General features: G+C 71.9%; 14 protein-coding genes and 1 pseudogene. 11 read left to right on the top strand and 4 right to left on the bottom strand.

Annotation, left to right across the window (positions count from 1 at the left end; genetic code table 11):
* The first annotated feature begins 90 nt into the window (after nt 1-90).
* The 6 genes from ABD366_RS09875 (at nt 91) to ABD366_RS09850 (ending at nt 16095) form a co-directional block, all read left to right on the top strand.
* Nucleotides 91-7041, top strand: coding sequence for a glycoside hydrolase domain-containing protein (locus tag ABD366_RS09875; RefSeq protein ID WP_344441495.1), 6951 nt, complete (start codon nt 91-93; stop codon nt 7039-7041).
* Between the two features lie 189 nt (nt 7042-7230).
* A complete protein-coding gene (locus ABD366_RS09870; protein WP_324775713.1) occupies nt 7231-8493 on the top strand; it encodes a hypothetical protein in 1263 nt (420 codons plus the stop codon).
* Nucleotides 8494-8649: 156 nt separating this feature from the next.
* Complete coding sequence (locus ABD366_RS09865; protein ID WP_324775711.1) at nt 8650-10074, top strand: histidine kinase; 1425 nt, start codon at nt 8650-8652, stop codon at nt 10072-10074.
* 4 nt (nt 10075-10078) lie between these two features.
* A complete protein-coding gene (locus ABD366_RS09860; RefSeq protein WP_324775709.1) occupies nt 10079-10729 on the top strand; it encodes a response regulator transcription factor in 651 nt (216 codons plus the stop codon).
* 127 nt (nt 10730-10856) lie between these two features.
* Complete coding sequence (locus ABD366_RS09855) at nt 10857-14816, top strand: Pls/PosA family non-ribosomal peptide synthetase (protein WP_324775707.1); 3960 nt, start codon at nt 10857-10859, stop codon at nt 14814-14816.
* Nucleotides 14779-16095, top strand: coding sequence for a M1 family metallopeptidase (locus ABD366_RS09850; RefSeq protein ID WP_324775706.1), 1317 nt, complete (start codon nt 14779-14781; stop codon nt 16093-16095). The genes ABD366_RS09855 and ABD366_RS09850 overlap by 38 nt, the downstream gene beginning before the upstream one ends.
* Before the next feature lie 55 nt (nt 16096-16150).
* Here the strand turns inward: ABD366_RS09850 and ABD366_RS09845 are convergent, their stop codons facing one another.
* Nucleotides 16151-16804 carry a class II aldolase/adducin family protein gene (locus ABD366_RS09845; RefSeq protein ID WP_324775704.1) on the bottom strand — a complete coding sequence of 218 codons (654 nt, stop codon included), beginning with the start codon at nt 16802-16804 and terminating at the stop codon, nt 16151-16153.
* Nucleotides 16801-18087, bottom strand: a complete 1287-nt coding sequence (gene otnK, locus ABD366_RS09840) for a 3-oxo-tetronate kinase (RefSeq protein WP_324775702.1) — start codon at nt 18085-18087, stop codon at nt 16801-16803. The genes ABD366_RS09845 and otnK overlap by 4 nt, the downstream gene beginning before the upstream one ends.
* A 171-nt stretch (nt 18088-18258) precedes the next feature.
* Between otnK and ABD366_RS09835 the strand changes: the two genes are divergently transcribed.
* From ABD366_RS09835 to ABD366_RS09825, 3 genes are all read left to right on the top strand, one after another.
* A complete protein-coding gene (locus ABD366_RS09835; protein ID WP_324775700.1) occupies nt 18259-19650 on the top strand; it encodes a homoserine dehydrogenase in 1392 nt (463 codons plus the stop codon).
* Entirely contained in the window at nt 19647-21005 is a 1359-nt protein-coding gene (locus ABD366_RS09830) for a GntT/GntP/DsdX family permease (protein ID WP_324775698.1), read from the top strand. Before ABD366_RS09835 ends, ABD366_RS09830 begins: the two co-directional genes overlap by 4 nt.
* A gap of 111 nt (nt 21006-21116) precedes the next feature.
* Nucleotides 21117-21908 carry a DeoR/GlpR family DNA-binding transcription regulator gene (locus ABD366_RS09825; RefSeq protein ID WP_324775696.1) on the top strand — a complete coding sequence of 264 codons (792 nt, stop codon included), beginning with the start codon at nt 21117-21119 and terminating at the stop codon, nt 21906-21908.
* Nucleotides 21909-21921: 13 nt separating this feature from the next.
* Here ABD366_RS09825 and ABD366_RS09820 read toward each other — a convergent pair.
* Together ABD366_RS09820 and ABD366_RS09815 are read right to left on the bottom strand one after the other, a co-directional pair.
* Nucleotides 21922-23037: pseudogene (locus ABD366_RS09820) on the bottom strand (pectate lyase family protein); the annotation flags it as partial.
* Between the two features lie 137 nt (nt 23038-23174).
* Nucleotides 23175-23666, bottom strand: a complete 492-nt coding sequence (locus ABD366_RS09815; RefSeq protein ID WP_324775694.1) for an FBP domain-containing protein — start codon at nt 23664-23666, stop codon at nt 23175-23177.
* Nucleotides 23667-23742: 76 nt separating this feature from the next.
* Between ABD366_RS09815 and ABD366_RS09810 the strand changes: the two genes are divergently transcribed.
* Both ABD366_RS09810 and ABD366_RS09805 read left to right on the top strand, forming a co-directional pair.
* Complete coding sequence (locus ABD366_RS09810) at nt 23743-24333, top strand: TetR/AcrR family transcriptional regulator (protein ID WP_324775692.1); 591 nt, start codon at nt 23743-23745, stop codon at nt 24331-24333.
* 13 nt (nt 24334-24346) lie between these two features.
* The gene (locus ABD366_RS09805) at nt 24347-25525 is read left to right on the top strand and encodes a GDSL-type esterase/lipase family protein (protein WP_324775690.1); all 1179 of its coding nucleotides are present in this window, start codon (nt 24347-24349) and stop codon (nt 25523-25525) included.
* Nucleotides 25526-25596: the final 71 nt, after the last annotated feature.

Genomic DNA, 25596 nt, shown 5'->3' with positions numbered 1-25596 from the left:
ATCGTCCGGGTGGTGGCTGACAACGTTGTCGGTTTCAGTGGGCTGCCTAGCCGTGCGCGTGTACCGCGACGCTGGAGAGATTCCGTGCCCATGAGACTGACGAAACGTAGAAGACCGAGACCCCGCGCGGCCGTCGCCGTGCTGCTGGCCGGAGCGCTCGGCCTCGGCGCGCTGACGGCCGGCGGCGGGAGCGCCGCGGCGGCGCCCGTCGCGGAGCGGTCCTCGGGGGCGTCCGGCGGCACGGACTACACCGCGCTCGTCGATCCCTTCGTGTCGACCGCCGGCGACGACGGCAACGACCTGCCGGGCGCCCAGGCCCCGCACAGTCTGGCCAAGGTCAACCCGATGACCACGCCCGACCGCAACCACAGCGGATATGACTACAACGAGGACCACATCGCGGGGTTCACCGCCACGAACCTCGACGGCGTCGGCGGCTCGGGCGGCGGCGGTGACCTGCTCGTCGTCCCGACCTCGCAGACGTACGACAGCCGTCCCGCGACCAGCAGTTACGCGCACGCGTACAGCCACGACGACGAGACCGCGACGCCCGGCTCCTACCAGGTGGGTCTCGCTTCCCCCGCCGGGACCATCGACGCCGAGATGACGGCGACGACGCGTACGGCGCTGGAGCGGTACCGCTTCCCCGCCGGATCCGACCCGAAGCTCGTCCTCGACCTCGCCAACAACTTCACCAGCCGCACCCGCGCCACCCTGGAAACGAAGAAGCTGCCGGACGGGACCACCGCGATCAGCGGGATCATCGCCGGGTCGTTCAACGGCGCCTCGTACCGGATGTACTACCACGCCACCACGAACGTCCCGGTGACCTCACTGCGGACCTGGGGCGACAAGGGGCAGTTGAGCGACGCGACCACGCAGGACGGCACCGACACCGGCGCCGTCCTCGCGTTCGACGCGGCCGACCGGGACGACATCGAACTGCGGATCACCCTGTCGCCGATCAGCGCCGAACAGGCCGTGACCGACCAGGACCACGAGGTCGGCGACCTCACCTTCGACCAGGCACGCGCGCAGACCAGGGCCGACTGGAACCGCGCGCTCGGCGCCGTCGCCGTCAAGGCGTCCAAGAAGTCCGACCCGGACTCGACGCTGGTCAAGCAGTTCTACACGCACCTGTACCGCATGTACGCGCTGCCCGTGAACGCCACCAGCACCAGCGGGACGTACCGCGGCGTGGACGGCGCGGTGCACAAGGCGAACGGCTTCACCTACTACGACGGCTGGTCGTCCTGGGACGACTTCCGCAAGTTCTCCGTCGAGGCGTACATCGACCCGGCCACCTACCGGGACATGGTCCAGTCGGCCATCATCCTCTTCGCCGACGCCCGCGCCTCCGGCAAGAGCCTCGGCAGCCTCACGCACTCGGTGCCGACCGTGCGCTGGGAGCGCCTGCCCGTCGTGATCGCCGACGCGCTCTCGAAGGGGTACGACGGCTTCGACCGGCTCGACGAGGCGTACCCCGCGCTGAAGTCCTACACCGGCCACTACACCGGGGAGCAGCTGCGGCAGGGGTACATCGCGGGGGACCCCGGCACGACCGTCCAGCGCGGCTACGACCAGTGGGCCCTGTCCATCGTCGCCGACGCGCTCGGCAAGGACGCGGACGCCGAGGAACTGCGCAAGCAGGCGACCATGGCGACCGACAACCTCGTCAAGTCCGGTGCATGGACCGCCGCCGACGGGACCGAGGTCGGACTGCTCACCCCGCGCGACGGCGACGGCAAGTGGCAGAGCGTCGACTACGAGAAGTTCGAAGAAGCCAAGCTCTACCAGGGCACCCTCTGGCAGTACCACTGGTACGACGCCTACGACATGGGCGGCCTCATCGAGGCCATGGGCGGCGAGAAGGCCGGCAAGGCAGCGGTGCTGCACATGTTCGGCGAGGACTCCGACGCCGACGCTGACGATGGATCGACCATGCTGCACTCGAACGCCAACGAGATCGATCTACAGGCCCCCTACCTCTTCAACTACGTCGGCGAGCCGAGCCTGACGCAGAAGTGGGTGCGCTCCATCTACACGGGCGAGACCTGGAACCGGTACATCGCGACGGGTTCCACGGGTGAAGTCCCCAGCTCCGGTGGCGAGTTCCGGCCGCCGGTGAAGACCAAGGTCTACAAGCTCGCCCCGGACGGCTTCCTGCCGACCATGGACAACGACGCGGGCACCATGTCGACCATGTTCGTCGCCGCCGCCCTCGGACTGTTCCCGGTGACCGCCGGATCGAGCCAGTTCCAGATCGGCAGCCCGTTCTTCGAGTCCACGACCATCACCTACGCCAACGGCACCACGTTCTCGGTGAACGCCGACGGGGTGTCGCCCAGCAACTACTACGTGCAGCACGCCACTTACAACGGCAAGCGGTTCGGCAACACGTGGCTCGACTACACGCAGATCATCGGTGGCGGCACCCTCGACTTCACCATGGGCTCCAAGCCCTCGTCGTGGGGCGCCGACACGAAGCCCGCCTACTCGCTGAACACCGACACGGGCACCCCGGGCGGCGGTGACACGGACAAGAGCAAGACGGTTCTCTCGGCCCGCCCGGACACCGTCGCCACCGCCGCGGACGGCACCGTCAAGGGCTCCCTCGCACTCACCCTGACCGGCAAGGCGTCGTTCGTCGCGCGCAGGGGCACCAGCCTCACCCGCACCGGGGCCGCGACCGTCACCGGCCTCCCGGACGGTGTCACCGCGGATCTCGAGGTCGCCGGCTCACGCAAGGCGACGCTCACGCTCAAGGGCAGCACGAAGACCGACGTACGGTTCGGACTCACCTTCCGCGACGCGGCCTTCGCCCACAAGGTGCCGGCCTCCACCGTGACCGGCACCGGCATATCGGTGACCGACCCGTTCGTCGTCTCCGCCGCCGCAGTACAGCGGGCGACGCTCAACTCGCTGGTCGAGCAAGCCTTGTTGGTGCGCCCTGGCAGTTACTCCGACGGCTCGTACGGGCTGTTCAAGGCGGCGCTCGAACGTGCGCGGACCGTCCTCGCGGACACCGCGTCCGCCACGGGCACGCTCATGGCCGCGCACGACGCGCTGCGGTCCGCCGTCGACGCGCTCACCCTCGACGAGGGCGGCTACGCCGTCCTCCAGGCCGAGGACCCCGACCGGATGGAGGGCCCCAGCCTGATGAAGGAGGCCTATTACTCGGACGGCGACCTCGGCGGCGTCACCGAAGGGGCCTGGGAGCAGTACACGGGCCTCGACTTCGGCGGCGTCACCCCGCGCAGCGTCTCCGTGCGCTACGCCAACTCGCAGGCCGCGACCGCCGCCCCCAGCAGCGTCGACATCCACGCCGGTGACGCCGACGGCCCCGTCGTCGCCACCGTCAAGCTCCCCGGAACGGGCGCCTGGTCGAACTACACCACCGTTCAGGCCGCCGTCACCGACGCGCAGGCGCTCCTCGACGCGGGCGGCGCGACGATGGTGTTCCACGCCCCGTCCGGGCAGCAGTGGGTGTCGAACTTCGACTGGTACCAGTTCTCGCCGTACGACCTCCCGTCGTCCGGCACGACCACGACGCTCGCCACCCTGACCGCGCCCAACACCACTACGATCGGCGGCGGTTCGTCCGCGCTGAAGCTCTCGAACGGCATCTTCGAGAACGTGACCGATGGCGCGTGGGCCGAGTGGCGGAACACCGCTCTCGGTGACGGCGCCGACACCGTCGCCATCAGCTACGACAAGCCCCGCTCCCGCGCGGCGTCGGACTCGCACATCGAACTGCGCCTCGGAAAGAAGGACGGCCCGGCCGTCGCCGACATCCCCCTCGACTACACCGGTTCGGGCTGGGGAACCGTCGCCACCACGAGTGTGCCGCTCGACCCGGGCGTCTTCGCCGGCGCCCAGGACGTGTACGCCGTCTTCGCCTCCAGCACCCAGACCGACGCGCAGCCGTACGTGGCCAACGTCCACTCGCTGACCCTGACGCGCAGCGCCGACACCCCGGCGGGATTCGACGCCACGGCCTGGAGGGCGAACAGCGGCGGCGGGCTCAAGAGCGAGACGCCCGCCTGGAGCGACGCCGGGTCCGCCACCTCGCTCGGCGGCACCTACGACAAGGCCTGGCTCGACTACGGCGACATCGACTTCGGCATCCGGCCGAAGAACACCGTCACCCTCACCTACGTCAACAACTCGGCGCGCTGCGGCACCGGTTCGGCCGTCGAGGTCTACCTGGACAGCTTCGACAAGGACACGCCGGGAACCCCGTACGCGACCGTCCCGCTGCCGGTCACCGGCTCCTCCTGGAGCTCAGGAGGGACGACCAGCCTGACCCTGCCGAAGGCGGTCACCGGCAAGCACGCCGTCCACCTGCGCCTGACGACGACCGCGGACTCCTCGCACCCGTACGTCGCCAACCTGGGCCGAGTCACCTTCAGCCACGTCGAGGCCCCCGCCGAGACGGACCTGACCGCCCTGCGCAAGGCCGTTGAGAGTTACGAGGGCCTGTCCGGCGACGCGGACCGGTACGGCACCATCGACTTCGCGGTGTACCAGCGCGAACTCGCCGCCGCCCGCGCCCTCCTCGCCGCCGACGACGCCACCCAGCTCGAAGCCGACACACGGACCCGGAGCCTCACCCTCGCCGCCAAGCAGCTGACGCCTCTGCCGAGGCTGCGACTGGAGAACCTGGTCACCACCGCTTCGGCCGTCGACAAGGGCCGCTACACGGACGCCTCGTGGGCGAAGTTCACCGACGCGCTCAGCAAGGCGAAGACCGCCGTCGCGGACGACGCGGCGACGGACAAGACCCTCACCGCACGGTACGAGACCCTCGACCGCGCCCGGTCCGCGCTCACCTTGAAGCGCAAGACGGTACCCGCCGCGCCCGACGCGGTGTCGGCGACCTCCTCCGGCACCAGCGTGACGGTCGCCTGGTCCGCCCCGAAGGACGACGGCGGCTCACCGGTCACCGGCTACGAGATCACCCTCGGCGACGGCCACCAGGTCACGATCGATGATCCGGACAGCCGCAGCACCACCTTCACCATGCTGAAGGCAGGCACCTCGTACAAGGCGCGCGTCCGCGCCGTGAACACCCGTGGTGCCTCGGCCCCCAGCGCCGCCACCCAGCCCGTGATCGCAGGCGACAGCAGGCCGCAGGCGCCGACCGTGACCCGTGTGGTCACCGACGGCAAGCAGGTCCGGGTGGCCTGGCGGCCCGCCGCTGACGGCGGCTTCCCCGTCATCGGCTACACCGTGACGCTCGACAACGGCACCACCGCGCACGTGCCCGCCACCATGGACACCGCGCTGCTCACGACCGGGGGCCGGAGCACAGCGAAGACCCACACCGCCACCGTGACGGCGGTGACCCTGGCCGGGACGTCCTCGGCCGCCACAGAGGCCGCCGCCGCCCCGGCCGCGGCAGACCCGGCCACGTACGAGCCGGCCCCGTTCCCCGACGACGTACTCAACGCGACCTACTCGTCCGACGCGTGGCCCAGGACCGACGACGGAGACGACTACTTCACCCACCTGCTCAGCGGTTTCGACGACCTCGGCGCCTCCACCCTCGGCGCCGACGCGAAGCTGCCCGAGGACGCCCCGGTCACCGCGGAGAACGACGAGATCGTCCTCGGCATCAACAACGCGGCGACGCAGAAGGAGGTCGACCGCGCCGAGACGGACGCCACCAACAGCGCCACCAACACGATGGGCGACGGCCTCGGTTCCCGGCTCGGCCAGATCTACCTGACCGCCCTCAAGGGCGGCGACCTGCCCAAGACCAGCGCCCTCTTCTCCCGAGTCACCAAGAACCTCGACACCCACGACGCGGCCAAGGAGCACTACAACTACCCGCGCCCGTACGTGCGTCTCGGGTTCGTCGGTGACGGCGGCCGCGTGTACGAGTCGCAGGACGGCTCCTACGCCGGACTCGCCACCAGCGGCTCCTACCCGAGCGGCCACACCTACAGCGGCTACGAGGCGGGGACCGTCCTCGCCACGCTGCTGCCCGAGCTGGCACCCTCGATCCTCGCGCGGACCTCGGAGTACGGGAACAACCGCCTGATCCTCGGGTTCCACTACCCGCTCGACGTCATGGGCGGCCGCATCGGCGCCCAGGCCACCGTCGCGCACCGGTGGGCTGACCCCGACTTCGAGAAGCTGCTGACGCAGGCCCACACCGAGATGGAGACCGTGCTGCTCGCGCGGTGCGAGAAGGAGGGCTACGGCTCCACCCTCACCGACTGCGCGGGCGACCCCTACGCCGGGCAGAGCACGGCGCAGCACATCGACACGTACACGCAGCGCCTGAGCTACGGGTTCTCCCGGACCGGCAAGGCAGGTCAGGCCGTCGAGACACCGGCCGACGCGGCGGCGCTGCTCATCACGGCCTTCCCCGGCCTCAGCACCGAGCAGCGGACGCAGATCCTGGAACAGACCGCGACCGACTCCGGGTACCCGCTCGACCTCACGGCCGGCGGCGAGGCGAGCTGGCAGCGGATCAACCTGGCGGCGGCCATGGCGGCGGACGTGCGCGTCGGCGCCGACGGATCGGTCACGGTGACCGACTTCCCGGACGCCACGAAGGCGAGCGCCGCCGACGCCTCCGCCCTCACCGTGGGCGGCACCGCGATCGACGGGTTCGACCCGGACGTGTCCACGTACGTCGTGGACTGGCCGAAGAACGCGCGGATCCCGGCCGTCGGCGCTGTGACGGCCGAGTCGGGCGCTCGGGTGAAGGTGACCGAGGGGAGCGACGTCCTCTCGTCGAAGGGGGCGCGCTTCACCGCCCGCACGATCAAGGTCACCTCGGCCAACGGCGCCGTCACCCGGACCTACACGGTCGGCTTCCACCGCACGGACCGCGACCACCGGCCGACCGCGGCCGGCGGCCACGACCACGACGCCGGTACGGGCGGACCCGGCCGGTGGACCTCCTCCGTTCCGTGGAACGGCCAGGGCCACAACTCCGGCTCCGGAGGCGGCGGGACGGAACTCTGGTCCCCGGCCGGGGAGTGGGCCCAGACCCGGGGCACATCCTGGGCAGGCGCCATGAACTGACCATCGGCTCCGCACTCGGCCCTGCCGTGCCCTTCGGGGCGCGGCAGGGCCTTTTTCCGCACCTCGGGCCTCCGGCGAGCAGCCGTTGAGCCGATCGGCCCGAGGACCTGGCCGATCGGCCGACGCGGCGGCGCGGGGCGCGCGCCTAGCGTTGTTCCCGCCAAGCCACCGCAGGTCGAGGGGATGACGATGGATCAGCTGAGGACGAGCCGAGCGGACACCGACGACACGGCCGTGACCGGGGCGACCACGGAGTTCGAGGCGGACGTCCTGGATCTGCTCGTGCGGTCACTGCGCCGTGCGGCCGGGGCCGAGCTGCCGGACGTGGGGACGGACACCCTGCTGGAGGCGCTCGTCTCGGGGGACACCGGGGCCGGGGCGGCGATCGCCCCGGGGATGCGGAGGGCCGGCGCGCTCGGCGGCCGCATCAAGGCCATGGCGGGCCGGGGCTGGGTGAGCGACGACGAGGTGGACGCCGTACCGGGTGATGCCTCCTTGGACGCGGCCGCCGGGGACTGTGCCGGAACCCATCAGGAACCCGACGAGTTCGAGGTCGATGCCGTCTGGCGTGAGGCACGGTGGCGCTGCGAGTCCGGTGCGCGGGGGCCGGACACGGAGAAGGGCCGTGCGCTGCCCGGGACGACCGGGGCCGTGCGCGCATGCCTGCTGCGCGCGCTGCGGGCCGCCCGTGCCGAGGGGACCGTCTCGGTTCGCTGCAGGCATGTGGCCCGCGCCCTGCTCGATGTGCCGGGCACCAGGGCACAGGAGGCTCTGCTGCTGGAGCGCCTCGACCGGGCCGCCGCGTCCGCCGCGCTCGACCGGCTGGACGCGAGCGCCCCGGCGGAGGAAGAGGCGTCGTACTCCGTCGGCGTCACCCTTCTTCGCCGGACGGGAACGCTGGGCAAGAGCGGCAACTTCCTGTCCCGCAGGCTGGCTTCGTGGGCCTACGGGACCGCCTTGAACGGGTCGCCGGTCCTGGCCGCGGTATCCACGGAGGCCATGCGGCAAGCGGTACGGGGCGGGCGCGCCGCGGCGGAACCGGTGGACCTCGTGCTGGGGATGCTCTCCCTGGACCGGGCGCTGGCCGTCGCCGGGTGTGCGCTGCCCGCGGACCTGGCGGACGCCAACGCCGCCTCCGCCCTGCTGTACCGGCACGGAGCCCGGCAGTCCTCCCTGGTCCGCGCCGCTCGCGCGGTCCCGCCCGCCGCTGTCTTTGGCGCCGACACCTTCCGACTGTCCGCCGCCGCGGACCGGGCCATGGCGGTGGCGCGGCTGACCGCCGCCGAGCACGGGTCGCCGACGACCGGTACGAACCATCTGCTGGCGGCGCTGCTCGACGAGGCGGCGGTGACGGACACGGACACAGGGCAGGATGTCGCACGGCTGCTGGCGGCCGAGGGCGTGGACGTGGCGGCGCTGCGGGCAGAGCTGAGCCGCCGGTCGGGGGCATGACACCGCGGGCCGCCGCCGTGATTACCGTTCCTCCTGGCACTGATCGCAGCGAGACGAAGCGAGACGAGGGACATGACGAGTCAGGTGCGCGAAGACGCACGGCCTTCGCGCCCGCCCGTACGGCCGAGGCGCCTGCTGACCGGTGCGCGGCGGTGGGTGAGCCATGAGGCGGCCGTCACCTGGGCCGCTGTGCGTGCCGCCGACCGCCGTACGGTCACTGCCGAGACCATCCTCTGTGCCCTGGCGGCCGTCTTCTGCCTGGTGCCGCTGCTGCTGGTGAACCCGCACCGGCCGGTGCTCGCCGTGGTGCAGGGGCTGTGGGCGGCGCTCCTGGTCCCGGCGCGGCGTGGGCGCCCGGCCGTCGCTGTCCTGGGGGCCTCGCTGCTGGTCGAAGGCGCGAACGTGTGGACGATGGCCGTGGCGCCGCTGGTCGTGCTCTCCGCCACCCGTCGCCTCTCACCGCCGCGGCGCGCGTGGCAGCTCGTCGGGGCGGCCTGTGCCGTCGTCGGCGTCCTGACCCTCGTCCTCGCCGCACCCCGGATCGAGACCCTGGCGGTGCGGCTTGCCGGGAACGCCGTCTCGGCCGTCTTGCTCCTCGTCCTGCCCGCTTTGGCCGGAACCCTGCTGGCGCGGCGACGGCCGCTGGTGCGGCTGCTCCGGGAGCGCAACGCCTATCTGGAACAGGCCCGCGCGCTGACCGCCGCGGCGGCCCGCATGGAGGAACGGACCAGGGTCGCGGGCGAGATGCACGACCTCCTGGGCCACCGGCTGAGCCTCATCTCGGTGCACGCCGGGGCGCTCGAACTCGCCGCCTCCCGGCAGGCACCCGGCCTCGTCGGCCAGGCCGAGTTGCTCCGTACGACGGCCGGTACGGCCATGGAGGAACTGCGCGAGATCCTCGGCGTCCTGCGGCGCGAGTCCCTCACCGACCTGACGGACCCGACGGACCGGGAACGGGAGGAGCGGGGAACACGCGAGGACATCAGTGCTCTCGTGACGGAATCCCGGCAGACGGGCAGCACTGTCGAGCTGTACTGGTCCCTTCCCGACGAGACCGAGGTGGGAGCCCCCGCACGCCAGGCCCTTCACCGGATCGTCCGCGAAGGGCTGACGAACGTACTGAAACACGCGTCCGGAGCGCCCACCAGGGTGGACATCACCGGCGCGGACGGCGGGATCGCGGTGTCCGTCACCAACGCGGCACCCCGCGCGACGGGCCCCTCCCAGGGAGGGACGCGCAGTGGTCTGGCCGGCTGCCAGGAGCGGACCTCGCTGCTCGGCGGGACGTTCTGGGCCGGCGCCCTGGCCGACGGCGGTTTCCGGGTGGCGGCGTGGCTGCCCGCCCGTGGCAACGCCGCTGCCGATCCGTCTCCCGACCCTTGTGCCCACCCCTCCGCAGAGACGCCTCGCTTCCCGGCCGGCGGCCCCGACCTGATCGGACAGCGAGGCGCACATGCTCCTCTGCCGGACGAGGTACTGACCTGGCCGCGTGTCCTGGGATCCGGCTGCGTGGCGCTGTTCGTCGTCCTCGTGACGGTCGTCTCCCTCGTCGCGCTGCTGATCTTCGAGGTCCTAACATGAGGCGATGATCCGAGTCCTGATCGCCGACGACGAGACCTTGATGCGCGCGGGAATCCGGCTGATCCTGGAACACGCCGAGGACATCGAGGTGGTCGCCGAGGCGGGCGACGGTCGCGAGGCCGCCGCCGCATGCCGCGCACAGGACGTCGATGTCGCCCTGGTCGACATCCAGATGCCGGTCAGGGACGGGATCGCCGCCGCCGAGGACATCGCCCGCATCTCCCCGCGCACCTGCGTCGTGATGCTGACCGCGTTCGGCGAGGAAGCGAGCGTGACGCGTGCCCTGCGGGCCGGGGCGAGCGGCTTCCTGCTCAAGGACACCGGCCCCGCCGAACTGATCCGCGCCGTCCGACTCGCCGCGCAGGGCGAACCGGTGCTGGCACCCCGGATCACCCGTCAGCTGCTGGAGCGGCACGTGGAGTCCGGCCGAAGCACCGAGGCCGCCGTGCGCAGAACCGACGAGCTGACCCCGGCCGAACGCGATGTCCTGCGACTGCTCGGCACCGGTCTGTCCAACGCGGAGATCGCCGAGCAGCTGTATCTGAGCGCCGGCACGGTCAAGGCGCACATCAGCCGCATCCTCACCCGCACCGGCTGCGCCAACCGCGTCCAGGCCGCCGTCCTCGCCCACGACGCCGGACTGACCCCACGCTGAACCCTGAACCTCCGGGCGACCGACTACGCTGTGCCGGCTGTCCGGTTCCAGGAGCGGACAGTCTCGGGCAAACCGGGGGCGGCAGGGCGGACTCCCGGGGATGCGCGGCCCTCGACGAGAGGACCCGATGGACGCCACGCGCGCGAACGCCGAGCTCAGCCTGCTCGAGGCGGAGATGAGCGACCAGTTCGGAGATTCTGCCTTCTACACCGCGGGCAGCGCGGCGCCGCCGCGCACCCTCAATGACATCCTCGACGCGACGGTGCGGTCGTACGCCGACGAACCCGCCCTCGACGACGGACACCGACAGCTGACGTACCGCGTGCTGGCCGCGGAGGTGGAACACCTACGACGCACACTCGACGCCGCCGGAGTCGGCCGGGGCGACCGCGTCGGGGTGCGCATACCGAGCGGGACGAACGAGCTGTACATCGCGATCCTGGCCGTTCTCGCCGCCGGCGCCGCCTATGTCCCGGTCGACGCGGAGGACCCCGACGAACGCGCCGCCCTGATCTTCGGTGAGGCTCAGGTCCGTACGGTCATCGGCGCCGGTCACGGCTTCACCGTCGACAAGCCGGCCGAGATCCCGGCCGGGCGGCCCGGGCCCGACGACGACGCGTGGATCATCTTCACCTCCGGTTCGACCGGCAAACCCAAGGGCGTCGCGGTCGGCCACCGCAGCGCCGCCGCGTTCGTCGACGCCGAGGCGACGCTGTTCCTCACCGAGGAGCCGATCGGCCCCGGCGACCGAGTCATGGCCGGACTGTCCGTCGCGTTCGACGCCTCCTGCGAGGAGATGTGGCTGGCCTGGCGCCACGGCGCCTGCCTGGTGCCGGTGGAGCGCTCGCGGGTGCGCAGCGGCACCGACCTCGGGCCGTGGCTGATCGAGCAGGAGATCACCGTGATCTCCGCCGTGCCTACCCTCGCCGCCCTGTGGGAGCCCGAGACCCTCGACGACGTACGCCTGCTGATCCTCGGCGGCGAGGCCTGCCCGCCGGAGCTCGCCCGGCGCCTGGTCACCGAGGGACGCGAGGTGTGGAACACCTACGGCCCGACCGAGGCCACCGTCGTCACCTGCGCCGCCCTCTTGACCGGCGAGGAGCCGATCCGGATCGGACTGCCGCTCAGGGGCTGGGAGTTGGTCGTCGTCGACGGGACCGGCCGTCCCGTGCCGATGGGCGGGAGCGGCCGGCTCGTCATCGGCGGCGCGGGACTCGCCCGCTACCTCGACGCCGAGAAGGACGCCGAGACGTACGCGCCGCTGGAACCGGTGGGCTGGCAGCGCGCGTACCGCAGCGGCGACCTCGTCAGGGCGGACCCGGAGGGCCTCGTCTTCCTCGGCCGCGGCGACGAGCAGATCAAGCTCGGCGGGCGGCGCATCGAACTCGGCGAGGTCGACGCCGCCCTGCGGGCGCTGCCCGGCGTCGCAGGCGCGGCCACCGCCGTGCGCACGGCCCGCGGCGGCAACCAGCTGCTCGTCGGCTACCTCGTCACCCAGGACGGCTTCGACCACACGGCCGCCGTCGCGAGGCTGCGCGCCGAACTGCCCGCCGCCCTCGTGCCGTTGCTGGCACCCGTCGCCGAACTGCCCACCCGCACCTCCGGCAAGGTCGACCGCGACGCACTGCCCTGGCCGCTGCCCGACCTCGGCCCGGGCGGCGCCGCCGAGCAGCTGTACGGCACCGAGGCCTGGCTCGCCGAGCAGTGGAGCGCGACCCTCGGCGCCCAGGTGACCAGCGCGTCCGACGACTTCTTCGCGAGCGGCGGGAGCAGTCTGGCCGCCGCCCGGCTCACCACCCGGCTGCGCACGCGCTACCCCGGCGCCGCCGTCATCGACATCTACGAGCGGCCCGTCCTGCGCAAGCTCGCCCGCCGGCTCGAGAAGTCCGTGCAGGACGACGGCGCGGCCGAAGGCGTCGCCCCCGTTCCCTTACGCACACAGGCAGCCCAACTCGCCATACTGCTGCCGCTGTTCACCCTGGTCGGGATGCGCTGGATCGTCGTGCTGGCCGCACTCGGCAACGTCCTGCACTCCTTCGGCGCCTACCCGTGGCTGCCGTCCGCCTCCTGGTGGCCGATCGCCGCCGGCGCCCTCCTCCTGCACAGCCCGCCCGGACGCCTGCTCATCGCGGCGGGCGGCGCCCGGCTGCTCCTGCACGGTGTCGCACCCGGCAGCCACCCCCGCGGCGGCTCCGTCCATCTGCGCCTGTGGACCGCGGAACGCCTCGCCGAGTGCAGCGGCGCCACCTCCCTGACCGGCTCCTGGCTGGAGCGGTACGCCCGTGCGCTCGGCGCCAGGGTCGGCCCCGACGTCGATCTGCACTCGCTGCCCCCGGTCACCGGTCTGCTCAAGCTCGGCCGCGGCTGCTCCGTCGAGACCGAGGTGGACCTGTGCGGGCACTGGCTGGACGGCGACCGCCTGGAGATAGGCGCCGTCAAGGTCGGCGCCGGGGCCGTGGTCGGCACCCGCAGCCTCCTGTTCCCGGGCGCCCGCATCGGCAAGCGCGCCGAGGTCGCCCCCGGCTCGGCCGTGCGCGGGCAGATCCCGACCGGTCAGCGCTGGGCGGGATCGCCCGCGGTCAAGCTCGGCAAGGCCAGGCGCGACTGGCCGCGGCAGCGACCGCCGCGCGCGGCGCACTGGCGGGCGATGTACGGCGTGACGGGCACGGCTCTCGGGCTCCTCCCGGTCGCCGCCCTCGTGGCCGCGCTGTGCGTGGCGCGTACCTTCGTGTCCGCCGAGGCGGCGCTCGGCGAGACCGTCCGCGGGGCACTGCTCGCGCTCGTCCCCGCGACCCTGGCCTTCGGTCTCGTCTACGCCGTGCTGGTCCTCGCCGGTGTCCGGCTGCTCAGCCTCGGTCTGCGCGCCGGCACCCGCCCCACCCACAGCCGTACCGGCTGGCAGGCGTGGACCGTCACCCAGCTCATGGACCTGTCCCGGCAGGTCCTCTTCCCGCTGTACGCGGGTCTCGTCACCCCCGTCTGGATGCGCCTGCTCGGTATGCGTGTCGGGCGCGGCGCGGAGGTGTCCACCGTGCTCGCGCTGCCCGGCCTGACCACCGTCGGGGAGGGCGCCTTCCTCGCCGACGACACCCTGACCGCCCCGTACGAACTCGGTGGCGGCTGGGTCCGGATCGGGCGTGCGGAGCTGGGCCGGCGTGCCTTCCTCGGCAACTCCGGCATGATCGCGCCCGGCCGCTCCGTGCCCGACGAGGGCCTGATCGGCGTGCTCTCGGCCGCCCCCAAGAAGGCCAGAAAGGGCAGCTCCTACCTGGGGCTCCCGCCGGTCGAACTGCCCCGCGCGGCCGTCGCCCACGACGACAGCCGCACCTATGCGCCGCCCGCCCGTCTGAAACCGGCCCGCGCCCTGGTCGAGCTGTGCCGGATCGTTCCGGTGTTCTGCTCGGCGGCCCTCGTCGTCCTCGTGGTCGCGCTGCTCGCCGCGGCCGCGGAGCACGGCTGGTGGCTCGCGGCCCTGGTGTCCGGCGCGGTACTGCTCGGCGCCGGAACACTCGGCTGCGGCGTCTGCGTGATCGCCAAGTGGCTGCTGGTCGGCAGGCACCGCCCCGGACAGCATCCCCTGTGGTGCGGATACGTCTGGCGCAACGAACTCGCCGACACCTTCGTCGAGATGGTCGCCGTGCCCTGGCTCGCCGGAGCCGTCCCCGGCACCCCGCTCCTCACGCTGTGGCTGCGCGGGCTCGGCGCGCACATCGGCCGGGGCGTGTGGTGCGAGAGCTACTGGCTGCCGGAGACCGACCTGGTCACGCTCGGCTCCGCGGTGAGCGTGAACCGGGGCTGCGTACTGCAGACCCATCTCTTCCACGACCGGATCCTGCGCACGGATACCGTGATGCTGCGTGAGGGTGCCACCCTGGGTCCGGGCGGGATCGTGCTGCCCGGCAGCGAGATCGGGGCCCGTTCGACCCTGGGACCCGCGTCCCTGGTGATGGCCGGCGAATCGGTACCGGCGGACACCCGCTGGCTGGGCAACCCGATCGAGGCCTGGTGCTGCCGGGGCGGCGGGCCGTCATGGAAGGAGCGGGTATCGGATGGCGGCGCCGGACCCCTACTTCCCGGGCAACGGTGACTCCCGCTTCCGGGTGCACCGCTACGAACTGGAACTCGACTACCGGCCGGGCCCCAACCGGCTGGAAGGATCGGCCCGGATCAGCGCGATCGCCGGCCCGGCCCCGCTGACCGAACTCCAGCTCAATCTCGGCGACTTCCGCATCGGCCGCATCCGCGTCGACGGCCGCACCCCGCATCACACGCTGCGCGGCGGCAAGCTGCGGGTGCGCCCGGCGAAGACACTGCCCGCCGGGTCCCCGTTCACCGTCGAGGTGCACTACGCGGGCCGCCCCAAACCGGTCGGCAGCCCCTGGGGCGGGCTCGGCTGGGAGGAACTGGCCGACGGGGCGCTCGTCGCCAGCCAGCCGGTGGGGGCGCCTTCCTGGTACCCGTGCAACGACCGGCCCGCGGACAAGGCCTCGTACCAGATCTCGCTCACCGCACCCGCCGCCTACCAGGTGGTGATCGGCGGACGACTGCTGACCCGCACCACCAGAGCCGCCGCCACCACCTGGCTCTACGAACAGAGCGCGCCCACGTCCAGCTATCTGGTCGGGCTGGTCATCGGCCGGTACCAGGCGGCGCTGCTGGGCGATCCCGGGCTCAGTCGAGTGACGCAGACCGGACACTTCCCGGCCCACCTGCTCGCCGAGTTCAGCCGGGACTTCGCGCGCCAGCCGCAGATGATGGCGCTCTACGAAGAACTGCTCGGCCCCTATCCCTTCGGTGAGTACACCGTCGTCGTGGTCGACGAGGAACTCGATGTGCCCGTCGAGGCGCAGGGCCTGTCGCTCTTCGGCGTCAACCACGTGGACGGCACCCGCGGTGCGGAACACCTGATCGCGCACGAACTCGCCCACCAGTGGTTCGGCAACAGTGTCACCGTCGCCGACTGGCGGCACATCTGGCTCAACGAGGGCCTCGCCAAGTACGCGGAGTGGCTCTGGTCGGAGCGCTCGGGCGCCCGCGGCACCCGGGAACTGGCCGCGGGCGCCCACCGGTTGCTCGCCGCGCAGCCCCAGGACCTCACGCTGGCCGACCCCGGCCGCAAGTCGATGTTCGACGACCGGCTCTACGAACGCGGCGGCCTGGCCGTGCACGCCGTGCGCTGCGCACTGGGCGACGCCGCGTTCTTCCGGATGCTGCGCGAGTGGGCGGTGCTCCACCGGCACGGCGTGGTCAGCACACCGATGTTCACCGCGCACGTCGACAGGTTCGCGCCCGAACCCGTCGACGAGCTGTTCGAGGCGTGGCTGTACGGGACGCGGCTGCCGGCGCTGCCCACCGCTGCCGCGTGAGCGGCCACGGACCGGCTCCGCTCCCTCGGAGCCTGTGTCATGACCCCGGTCGGAGCTATGACACAGGCTCTCGACCGGACCACGGCATCCCGTACTTGTCGGCCATCGCTCGCGCCTCCTCCTCCGTGAGGACGCGGGCGGGCAGGGTGCCGAGGGTGAGGAGCAGCGCTGCCGTCTCCTCCAGTTCGACGGCGGCATCGACGGCCGTCGCCAGGGCCGGTCCGGCGACCACCGGGCCGTGGTTCTGGAGCAGCGCGGCCCGGAACGCGAACGGCAACTGCTCGAGATCCGCGGCCTGTTGGACGTCGCCGGGCGGTGCGTAGGGGAGCAGCGGGGTCTGGCCGACGCGCATCAAGAAGTACGGCGTCAGCGGTGGCAGGGCGCTGCGCTCCGACCAGGCGGGGCGGCACGAGAGCGCGGCCGCGTGGCGCGAGTGCAGGTGGATGACGGCCCGGGTGGCGGGGTCGCGCCGGTAGAAGGCCGTGTGCAGCGGGAACTCCTTGGACGGCCGTGGGCCGTCCAGGTGGGTGCCGTCCAGGGCGAGGACGGTGAGGTTCCCGGCGTCTATCGCGGCGAGGTCGGCCCCGGTGGGCGTGATCAGGATCCGGTCGTCCTCGCGGATGCTGACGTTCCCCGACGAGCCGGGGCTCAGGCCCAGGGACGCGAGGTGTGCGCCGGCGGCCGCGAGGTCGTGACGGGCGGCGCTCATGCGAGGTGCTCCCAGGCCGAGGTGAAGATGGAGGTGCCGCCGAAGTTGCCGGACTTCAGCGCCAGATCGACGCTCTCGGCGCGGCCGTCCACACCGGTGTGCGTACGGGCCCAGGCGACACCCGGGGCGATCTGCGCGCCGATGCCCAGCGTCCGGGCGCCGAGGGCGGTGACGACGGCGCCGGAGGTCTCCCCGCCGGCGACGAGGAGGCGGCGCGCTCCGGCCCGGACCAGCCCGACGGCGCACTCGGCGAGCGCCCGCTCGACCAGTTCGGCGGCGGGGACGGCACCCTCGGGCGGCTGGTGTTCGAGGTCGTCGAGCGAGCCGACGGCGTAGAGGAGCGGTGGCCGCTCGGGGTCCGCCCGCCAGCAGGCGCGGGCGAAGTCGACGAGTTCGGCGACGGCGGCTTCGGGGTCGGCCCGCAGCGCGGCCAGGTCGAGCTTGCGGTGCGGCAGGTGCTCCCGGCCGTGCGCGACCTGGGCGCGGGTGGCGGCCGAGGCGCTGCCGGCGAGGACGGCGCCGACGTCACCGGGGCGCGAGGCCGCGGCGGCCCGTGCGGTCCCCTCGTGCGGCCCGGTCAGTCCGACGGCGAGCCCTGCCGCGCCGGTGACCAGGCGCATCGAGGAGGTCGCCGCGGAGATGGTCCGCAGGTCCTGGTCCTCGGTGGCGTCGACGACGGTGAGGGCGGCGGCGTACTCCGGCGAGGCGAGGGCGGAACGGAGCGCCTGCACCCCGGCCCGCACGGTGTCCAGGCCGACGACCCGCACCGGACGCCGGGTCTGCGGGGCCAGGAGCCGTACGAGGTGGGAGTCGCGCATCGGGGTCAGCGGATGGTCCCGCATGGGGCTCTCTTCGAGCAGGTCGTCGTGGACGAACAGCCGCGCCTTGTACACGGTCCGTCCGGTGGCCGGGAAGGCCGGGACGACGACGGTCGCCTGCTCGCCGAGGGCGTCCAGGAGGGCGTCGGTGACCGGGCCGATGTTGCCCACCGGTGTGGAGTCGAAGGTGGAGCAGTACTTGAAGTAGAAGCTCTCGCAGCCCGCGTCGGTCAGGGCGCGCAGCGCGGCAAGGGATGTCCCGACGGCTTCGTCGACCGGCGCGGTGCGTGATTTGAGCGCGATGACCACGGCGTCGGCCGCGCGTACCTCCTGAGCGGCGGGCCCGTCGTCCGCCAGGCCCTCGGAGCCGACGGCCACCACCGTCCGGAACCCGCGGGCGACGAGCATGGTGGCGAGATCGGTGGCTCCGGTGAAGTCGTCGGCGATGGCCCCGAGGAGCGGCATCTGACCTCCCTCTTACTGGTTGGCGCGGTGTCGGCGTGTGCGTCGATCACCCGGGTCTGTGAAGTTATGTTAACAAGCTTTACTCGTATGGGAATGCCTGATACATGTTGTTAATCGGCGGAGTGTTTCCAGCCACCGCACTCCAGTCATTGCGCTCATCGAGGAGGGCCCATGAACCTGCACCATCTGTTCGCCACTGCCGAAGCGGGGAGCGTGCGCTACGCACTGTCCGGCGCCGGCGGCGGCTTCGCCCGGACCCTCCTTGCCCAGACCCTGCGCATCCCGGCCCTGCGGCCGGCCGTGCTCTGCGACCGCGACCTGCCCAGGCTGCGCGCGATGCTCGGCGAACTCGGTTACGACACCACGCGCCTCGCGGACTGCGCGGACGCCGCCGAGGTCGGGCGCGCCGCGCGGGACGGGCACATCGCGCTCGTGGCCGACGGCGCACTGCTCGGCGCGGCCGACTGGGACATCCTGGTCGAGGCGACCGGCAGCCCCGTGCACGGCTACGCCATGGCCAAGGACGCCCTGCTCGCGGGGCGGCACGTGGCCATGGTCAGCAAGGAGGTCGACTCCGTCGCCGGTCTGCACCTGGCCGAGCTCGCCGCGCAGTCGGGCCTCGTCTACACGACCGCCGACGGCGACCAGCCCGCCAACCTCATCGGCCTTGTGACCTGGGCCGAGGTGCTCGGCCTCGACATCGTGGCGATCGGCAAGTCCAGCGAGTACGACCTCGTCCTCGACCCGGAGAGCGGGACCGTCACCCAGCTCGACACCACCGTCGAGGCGCCGGGGCTCGCCGCCCTGCTCGACCTCGGCGACGGCGTGCCCGCGACCCTGGCCGCCCGGGCCGAGACCGTGTCCGCGCTGCCCGTCGGCGCGACCGCCGACTACTGCGAGATGGCCGTCGTGGCCACCAACACCGGCTTCATGCCCGACACCGAGCTGCTGCACTACCCGGTCGCCCGCATCGCCGAACTCGCCGACATCTACCGGCTGCGCGAGGACGGCGGCGTCCTGCACAAGGCCGGCGCGGTCGACGTGTTCAGCGCGCTGCGCCTGCCCGGCGAGGCCTCCTTCGCCGGCGGCGTCTTCGTCGTCGTGCGCACCGGCGACCCGGAGACCTGGGAGACCCTGCGCGGCAAGGGCCACGTCGTCAGCCAGGACGGCAAGTACGCCGCCGTCTACCTCCCGTACCACCTGATGGGCGTGGAGACGCCCGTCTCCCTGCTCTCGGCGGTGCTGCACAAGCGCCCCTCCGGCGGCGCCGACCCCCGCGGCCACGCCGTCCTCGCGGGCCGTGCCCGCCGGGACCTGCCCGCCGGAACCGTCCTCGACATGGGCGGCCACCACCACGACGTCACCGGCGTCCAGGCCGTCCTGCTGCGCGACGAGGACACGCCCGCGGACATCGCCCCGCTCTATCTGGCCGCGCACACGACGCTGGCCCGCCCGGTGGCCGCCGGTGAACTCATCCGGCTCGACGACCTGGCCGACGCCGACGCCGGGCTCGCCCAGGCGTGGGCGGCCGGCCGCACCGCCCGTCCGGCGGTGACGGCGTGAGCACCGACGTCCAGCACCTGCTCCTCGGCGCGGCGGCCGTCGTCGTGCTCGTCGTGCTCATCACCAAGTTCAAGCTCCACCCGTTCCTCGCCCTGACGCTCTCCGCGCTCGGCCTCGGCCTCGCCGCCGGGATCGCGCCGGGCGCCACCGTCGAACACTTCCAGGACGGTTTCGGGGACGCTCTCGCCAGCAGCGGACCGACCATCGGACTCGGCACACTGCTCGGCGGCATCCTGCTCGGCTCGGGCGGCGCCGACCGCATCGCGACCGTGTTCATCGGCGCACGCCCGGTCAAGTGGATCCCGACCGCGATCACCGCGGCGGCGCTCCTCATCGGCATGCCGCACCTGTTCGACGTCAGCTTCGTCATGCTCGTACCGCTGGTCTACGCCGTCGCCAAGCGCACCGGCTCGCACCTGCTCTACGTGGGCCTGCCGATGGCCGCGGGCCTGTACGTCTCGCACGGCCTGCTGCCCCCGCACCCCTCGCCGACGCTCGCCGTCTCCGCGTACGACGCCAACACCGGCCTGACGATCATGTACGGGCTGCTCATCGGCATCCCGCTCGCCATCGTCACCGGACCGCTGCTGACCAAGTTCGCCTCCCGGTGGTTCGGCCCCGCGCCCGACCTGGACCGCGGACCCGTGCCGCAGGCCGATCCGGCGCCCGACAACCAGCGGCGGCCCGTCTCCTTCGCGCTCGCCCTCATCACCGTGCTCCTGCCGCCCGGCCTCATGCTCATCGGCACGCTCGGCACCTCCAACACCGCCGAGGGCACGCTGCCCTACTACTTCTTCGAGGCCTGCGACTCCTCGGTCCTGTCCCTGCTGGCGGCCGTCGTCTTCGCCTTCTTCGCGCTCGGCGTGCGCTCCGGATTCGGCCTCGGACAGCTCCAGAAGATGGCGGGCAAGGGCCTCGGCCCGGTCGGCGCGATCGTGCTGATCCTCGGCGCGGGCGGCGGCCTCAAGGCCATGCTCACCGCGACCGGCATAGACAAGATCATCTCCGACTACGCCGTCGACTGGTCCGTACCGCCGCTGCTCCTGGCCTGGCTCGTCGCCGCGCTGCTGCGCATCTGCCTCGGCTCCGCCACCGTCGCCACCGCCGCGGCGACCGGCATCGTCGCACCGCTGCTCACCGCCTACCCCGGTGTCTCCCCGGAACTGATGGTGCTCGCGACCGCGTCCGGCGCCGTGATGCTCTCGCACGTGAACGACTCCGGGTTCTGGCTGTTCAAGGAGTACTTCCAGCTCTCCGTCTCCCAGACGTTCCGCACCTGGACGCTGATGCTGTCCCTGCAGTCGCTGCTGAGCCTCGGCGGAGTCCTGCTGCTCAGCACGTTCGTGGGCGGCTGACGGACGGCCGGTGACGCCGGACCGCGCCGGGCCGGAAAAGAAGATCATCGGCTACCGTCGCGTACGAACGAGACGTCGCGTACGAAAAATGCGAAAGAGAGGAGAGCGGCGATGACCGCTCAGGAGCCCCTGCCGCTCATCCCGGACCAGCGGCGCGAGCAACTCCTGCGGCACCTGCGCAGGGAAGGGGTGCTGAGCGTGTCGCAGATCACCCAGCTCTTCGGCGTCTCCCACATGACGGTCCGCCGGGACATCGCCGAACTGGAGCGCCAGGGACTGGTCTTCTCCGTCCCCGGCGGCGTCCGGATCGCCAGCCACGTCCACACCGAGCCCAGTTTCCAGGACAAGTCCCTGGTCGACCAGCCCGAGAAGGAGGCCATGGCCGCGCGGGCCGCCGAACTCGTCCAGGAGGGCATGACCGTCTATCTCGACGCGGGCACCACGCTGCTCGCGATGGTCCCGGCGCTCGCCCGCCTGAACTCCCTGACGGTGGTGACCAACGACTTCACCACCGTCGACCGGCTGATGACCGCACCCCACCTGGACCTCGTGCACATCGGCGGCCAGGTCGACATCGCCAACCGCTCCAGCGTGGGCCGGCTGGCCGCCGCGACCCTGCGCCAGCTCGCCCTGGACATCGCCTTCATCAGCACCAGCTCCTGGGACCTGCTGCGCGGCGTGACGACCCCCTCGGAGCCCAAGGTCGAGGTCAAGCAGGCGGCGATGGAGTCGGCGGGCACGTCGGTCCTCGTCGCGGGCTCCGCCAAGTTCGGCACGTTCGGCAAGTACCGGGTCGCTCCGCTGCCGGCGTTCTCCACGGTGATCACGGACGCGTCCCTGACCGAGGCCTCGGCGGAGGGGGTCCGCGCGGGCGGGGCGGAACTGTGCATGGCGCGTCCGTGACCGGCCGCTGCTAGCAGGAGCCGTCCGACTCCTTCAGGCCCTTGCCCGCGCCCGCCGTGCGGCTGACGATGCTAGGTACGCAGCTCGCCTTGTCGAGCGTGTAGGAGTACGGGACCGAGACGGTGGTCGTGGACTTCATGTCCGGTCCCGCCGGGTTGTTCTCGTCCCCGGCCGCCGACCACGTCACGTTGTCCAGGACGTTGCCGCTGGTCTGCCAGTAGCCCTTGGCGTCGGTGTAGAAGGTGCCGAGGACGTCCTTGGAGTTCTTGAAGTAGTTGTTCTCCACCTTGGCCTTGGCCCCGGCCCGCGAGTTGATGCCGGACTCGTTCAGGCTCGTGTACGAGTTGTTGTAGATGTGGGCCGTGCCGCCGCGCAGCAGGGGCGCGCGCGAGTCGAGGTTCTCGTACAGGTTGTGGTGGAACGTGACGTTGCCGTTGGACAGGTCGCTCTCGCTGGAGCCGATCAGGCCGCCGCGGCCCGAGTTGCGCAGCGTGGAGTACGACAGGGTCACGTACTGGGTGTTGTTCTTCATGTCGAAGAGGCCGTCGTAGCCCGCGGACTCGCCGCCGGACGCCGCCAGGGAGACGTGGTCCACCCAGACGTTGCGGACGTTCTTCTCCATGCCGATGGCGTCGCCGCCGTTGGACGTGGGGGAGCCGGACTTCTTGACGTTCCTGACCGTCACGTTCTGGATGATGATGTTGCTCGACTCCCGGATGTGGATGCCGAGTTGGTCGAAGACGGCGCCGCCGCCGACCCCGACGATCGTGACGTTGCTGATCTGCTTCAGCTCGATCACGTCGGCGGCGGTGTTACAGCTGTCGCCGGAGACCTTGCTGGTGTTGCCGTGGTTGATCGTGCCCTCGACCTGGATGGTGATCGGGGTGGAGTCGGCGGCGCGGCCGCACAGGGCCTGGTGGATCTGGGTGCCCGTGGTGGCCCGTACGGTCGTCCCGCCCGCGCCGCCCGTCGTCCCGCCGTTCTGGCTCGCGTAGCCGGTGGCGCCGGCGGCGGCCGCGGACGCCTCCGGCATCGACAGCGCCACACAGGCCCCGCCGGCGAGAGCCGCCGCGGACAGCGTCGCGGAGAGTCGCAGCGTCATGGGCCGTGTCGCCAGGGGTCGTCTCATCGTGGTCTCCCGGGTCGTCTCGTCGCGTACCGGCGGGTGCCGGTTCAGCCCCTAGTGGTCGCGACGGGGCGATGGGTTGCCGGGTGGGGCGTCGCCGCGCGGACGGGGTTCAAGGAGAGGCTCTCAACCCTCCTCGTTCACGCGGTGACCTTCGCGACGAACGTGGCGACGTTCGCCAGGGTCCGCTCGACCTTCTCCTCGGTCGTCAGCGTCTCGTGCAGCCGCCCGCCCATGCCCGCGTCCTTCTTGCCCCGCACATACAGCGAGCAGGCGAGATCGCTGCACATGTACGCGCCCACCGAGTTCCCCTGCTTCCCGGCCTTGCCCGCCTTAGGCGCGACCATCAGGGAGACGCCGCCGGTGTGCGTGGTCACGCACAGCGAGCACATGCTGCGCCGGTTCTGCCACGACCCCGCGTGCGAGGACCGCAGCGCCACCCCTTGCAGGCGGCCGTCGATCTCGGCGACGAGATAGGCGCGGTCGGGGGCCTGCGGGTCCCGCCAGCCGAAGAAGTCCAGGTCGTCCCAGGGGCGCTCGGCCAGATCGCGCGGGATGTTCATGCGCGTCGCCTCGCCCTTGGTGCAGTTCACGAATGCGGAACGGATCTCCCGTTCAGTCAGTGGCTTCATAACAGCGAGGCTAATTTGCCTAAAGGTTTTAGGCAAATGCATAATGGTTGAGGATCGAGTGAGAGGACAGACGGTGATGGTGCGTGTGGGACTGAACACGGAGCGACTGGCGAGGGCGGGCGCGGAGCTGGCCGACGAGGTCGGCTTCGAGCACGTCACCGTCTCGGCGCTCGCCCGGCGGTTCGACGTCAAGGTCGCGAGCCTGTACTCGCATGTGAAGAACTCGCACGACCTCAAGACCCGGATCGCCATGATCGCTCTGGAGGAGCTGGCCGTCCGGGCCGCCGAGGCGCTGGCGGGACGCGCAGGCAAGGACGCGCTGAGCGCGCTGGGGAACGTGTACCGGGACTACGCCCGCGAGCACCCCGGCCGCTACGCCTCCGCCCAGTTCCGCCTCGACCCCGAGGCGGCCGCCGCCAGTGCGGGACTGCGGCACTCCCAGATGATGCGCGCCCTGCTGCGCGGCTACGACCTGACCGAGCCGGACCAGACCCACGCCGTCCGGCTCCTCGGCAGCGTCTTCCACGGCTACGTGAGCCTGGAGATGGGCGGCGGCTTCAGCCACAGCGCACCCGACTCGGACGAGACGTGGCTCCGCACGCTGGACGCGCTGGACGCGCTGCTGCGGAACTGGCCCGAGCAAGCTCCTGAACAGACTCCTGAGTAAAGGCATTGAGGTCATGAACGCCGAGCACCCCTGGACCACCACCCCGCTCACCGCCGAGCTGCTGCGCGGCGCCCTCGAGATCGAGCGCACCGAGCGCGGTCTGCTGCCGCACCGGCTGCCCGCCTGGGCCCGCGCCCAGAACACCGACGGCCAGCTGGCCATGGTCGAGGCCCAGCCCTCCGGCGTACGGCTCGCGTTCCGCACCCGGGCGACCGTCGTCGAGCTGGACACCCTGCCGACCAAGCGTGCCTACGTAGGCGTGCCGGCCAGGCCCGACGGGACGTACGACCTTCTCGTCGACGGGCGGCTCGTCCGGCAGGGCAGCGTGACCGGCGGCGACACCCTCACCATCGACATGGCCACCGGCACCTTCGAGCACACCCCTGGCGCGCCGGGCACCGTACGCTTCGCCGATCTGCCCGACGCCATGAAGGACGTCGAGATCTGGCTCCCGCACGACGAGAGAACCGAACTCCTCGCCCTGCGCACCGACGCACCCGTCGAGCCCGCCGCGGACCGCGGCCGCCCGGTGTGGCTGCACCACGGCAGCTCCATCAGCCACGGCTCCGACGCCGCGAGCCCCACCACCATCTGGCCCGCGCGCGCCGCGGCGCTCGCCGACGCCGACCTGATCAACCTCGGGTTCGGCGGCAGTGCCATGCTCGACCCGTTCACCGCGCGCACCATGCGGGACACCCCCGCCGACCTGATCAGCGTCAAGATCGGGATCAACATCGTCAACTACGACGCCATGCGGCTGCGCGTTCTCGGTCCGGCCGTGCACGGTTTCCTCGACACCATCCGGGAGGGGCACCCGACGACGCCCCTGCTCGTCGTCTCGCCGATCCTGTGCCCGATCCACGAGGACACCCCGGGCCCCGGCGCGCCCGACCTCAGCATGATCGCCGACGGGCAGCTCAAGTTCCGGGCCATGGGTGATCCCGCCGAACGCGCCTACGGAAAGCTCACGTTGAACGTGATCCGCGACGAGCTGGCCCGGATCGTGCGGCAGCGCGCGGCCGACGACCCGGCGCTGCACTACCTCGACGGCCGCGAGCTGTACGGGCAGGCCGACTTCGACGAGCTGCCGCTGCCCGACGACATCCACCCGGACGCGGCCGCCCACCGCCGCATCGGCGAACGCTTCGCGGACCTCGCCTTCGGCTCCGGCGGACCGTTCGAAAAGCGCTGATCCGGGGGCGCCGGAGGGGCGCTGAGCGGGCGGGTTAGCATATGAGCGCCGCCTAGCTCGAAAGAGACGCA

It is taken from the genome of Streptomyces kunmingensis (assembly GCF_039533535.1).
In the GTDB taxonomy this organism is placed as follows: domain Bacteria; phylum Actinomycetota; class Actinomycetes; order Streptomycetales; family Streptomycetaceae; genus Streptomyces; species Streptomyces kunmingensis.
Note: the sequence above shows the minus strand (reverse complement) of the source record. Positions and strands in the feature narration are given on the sequence as shown.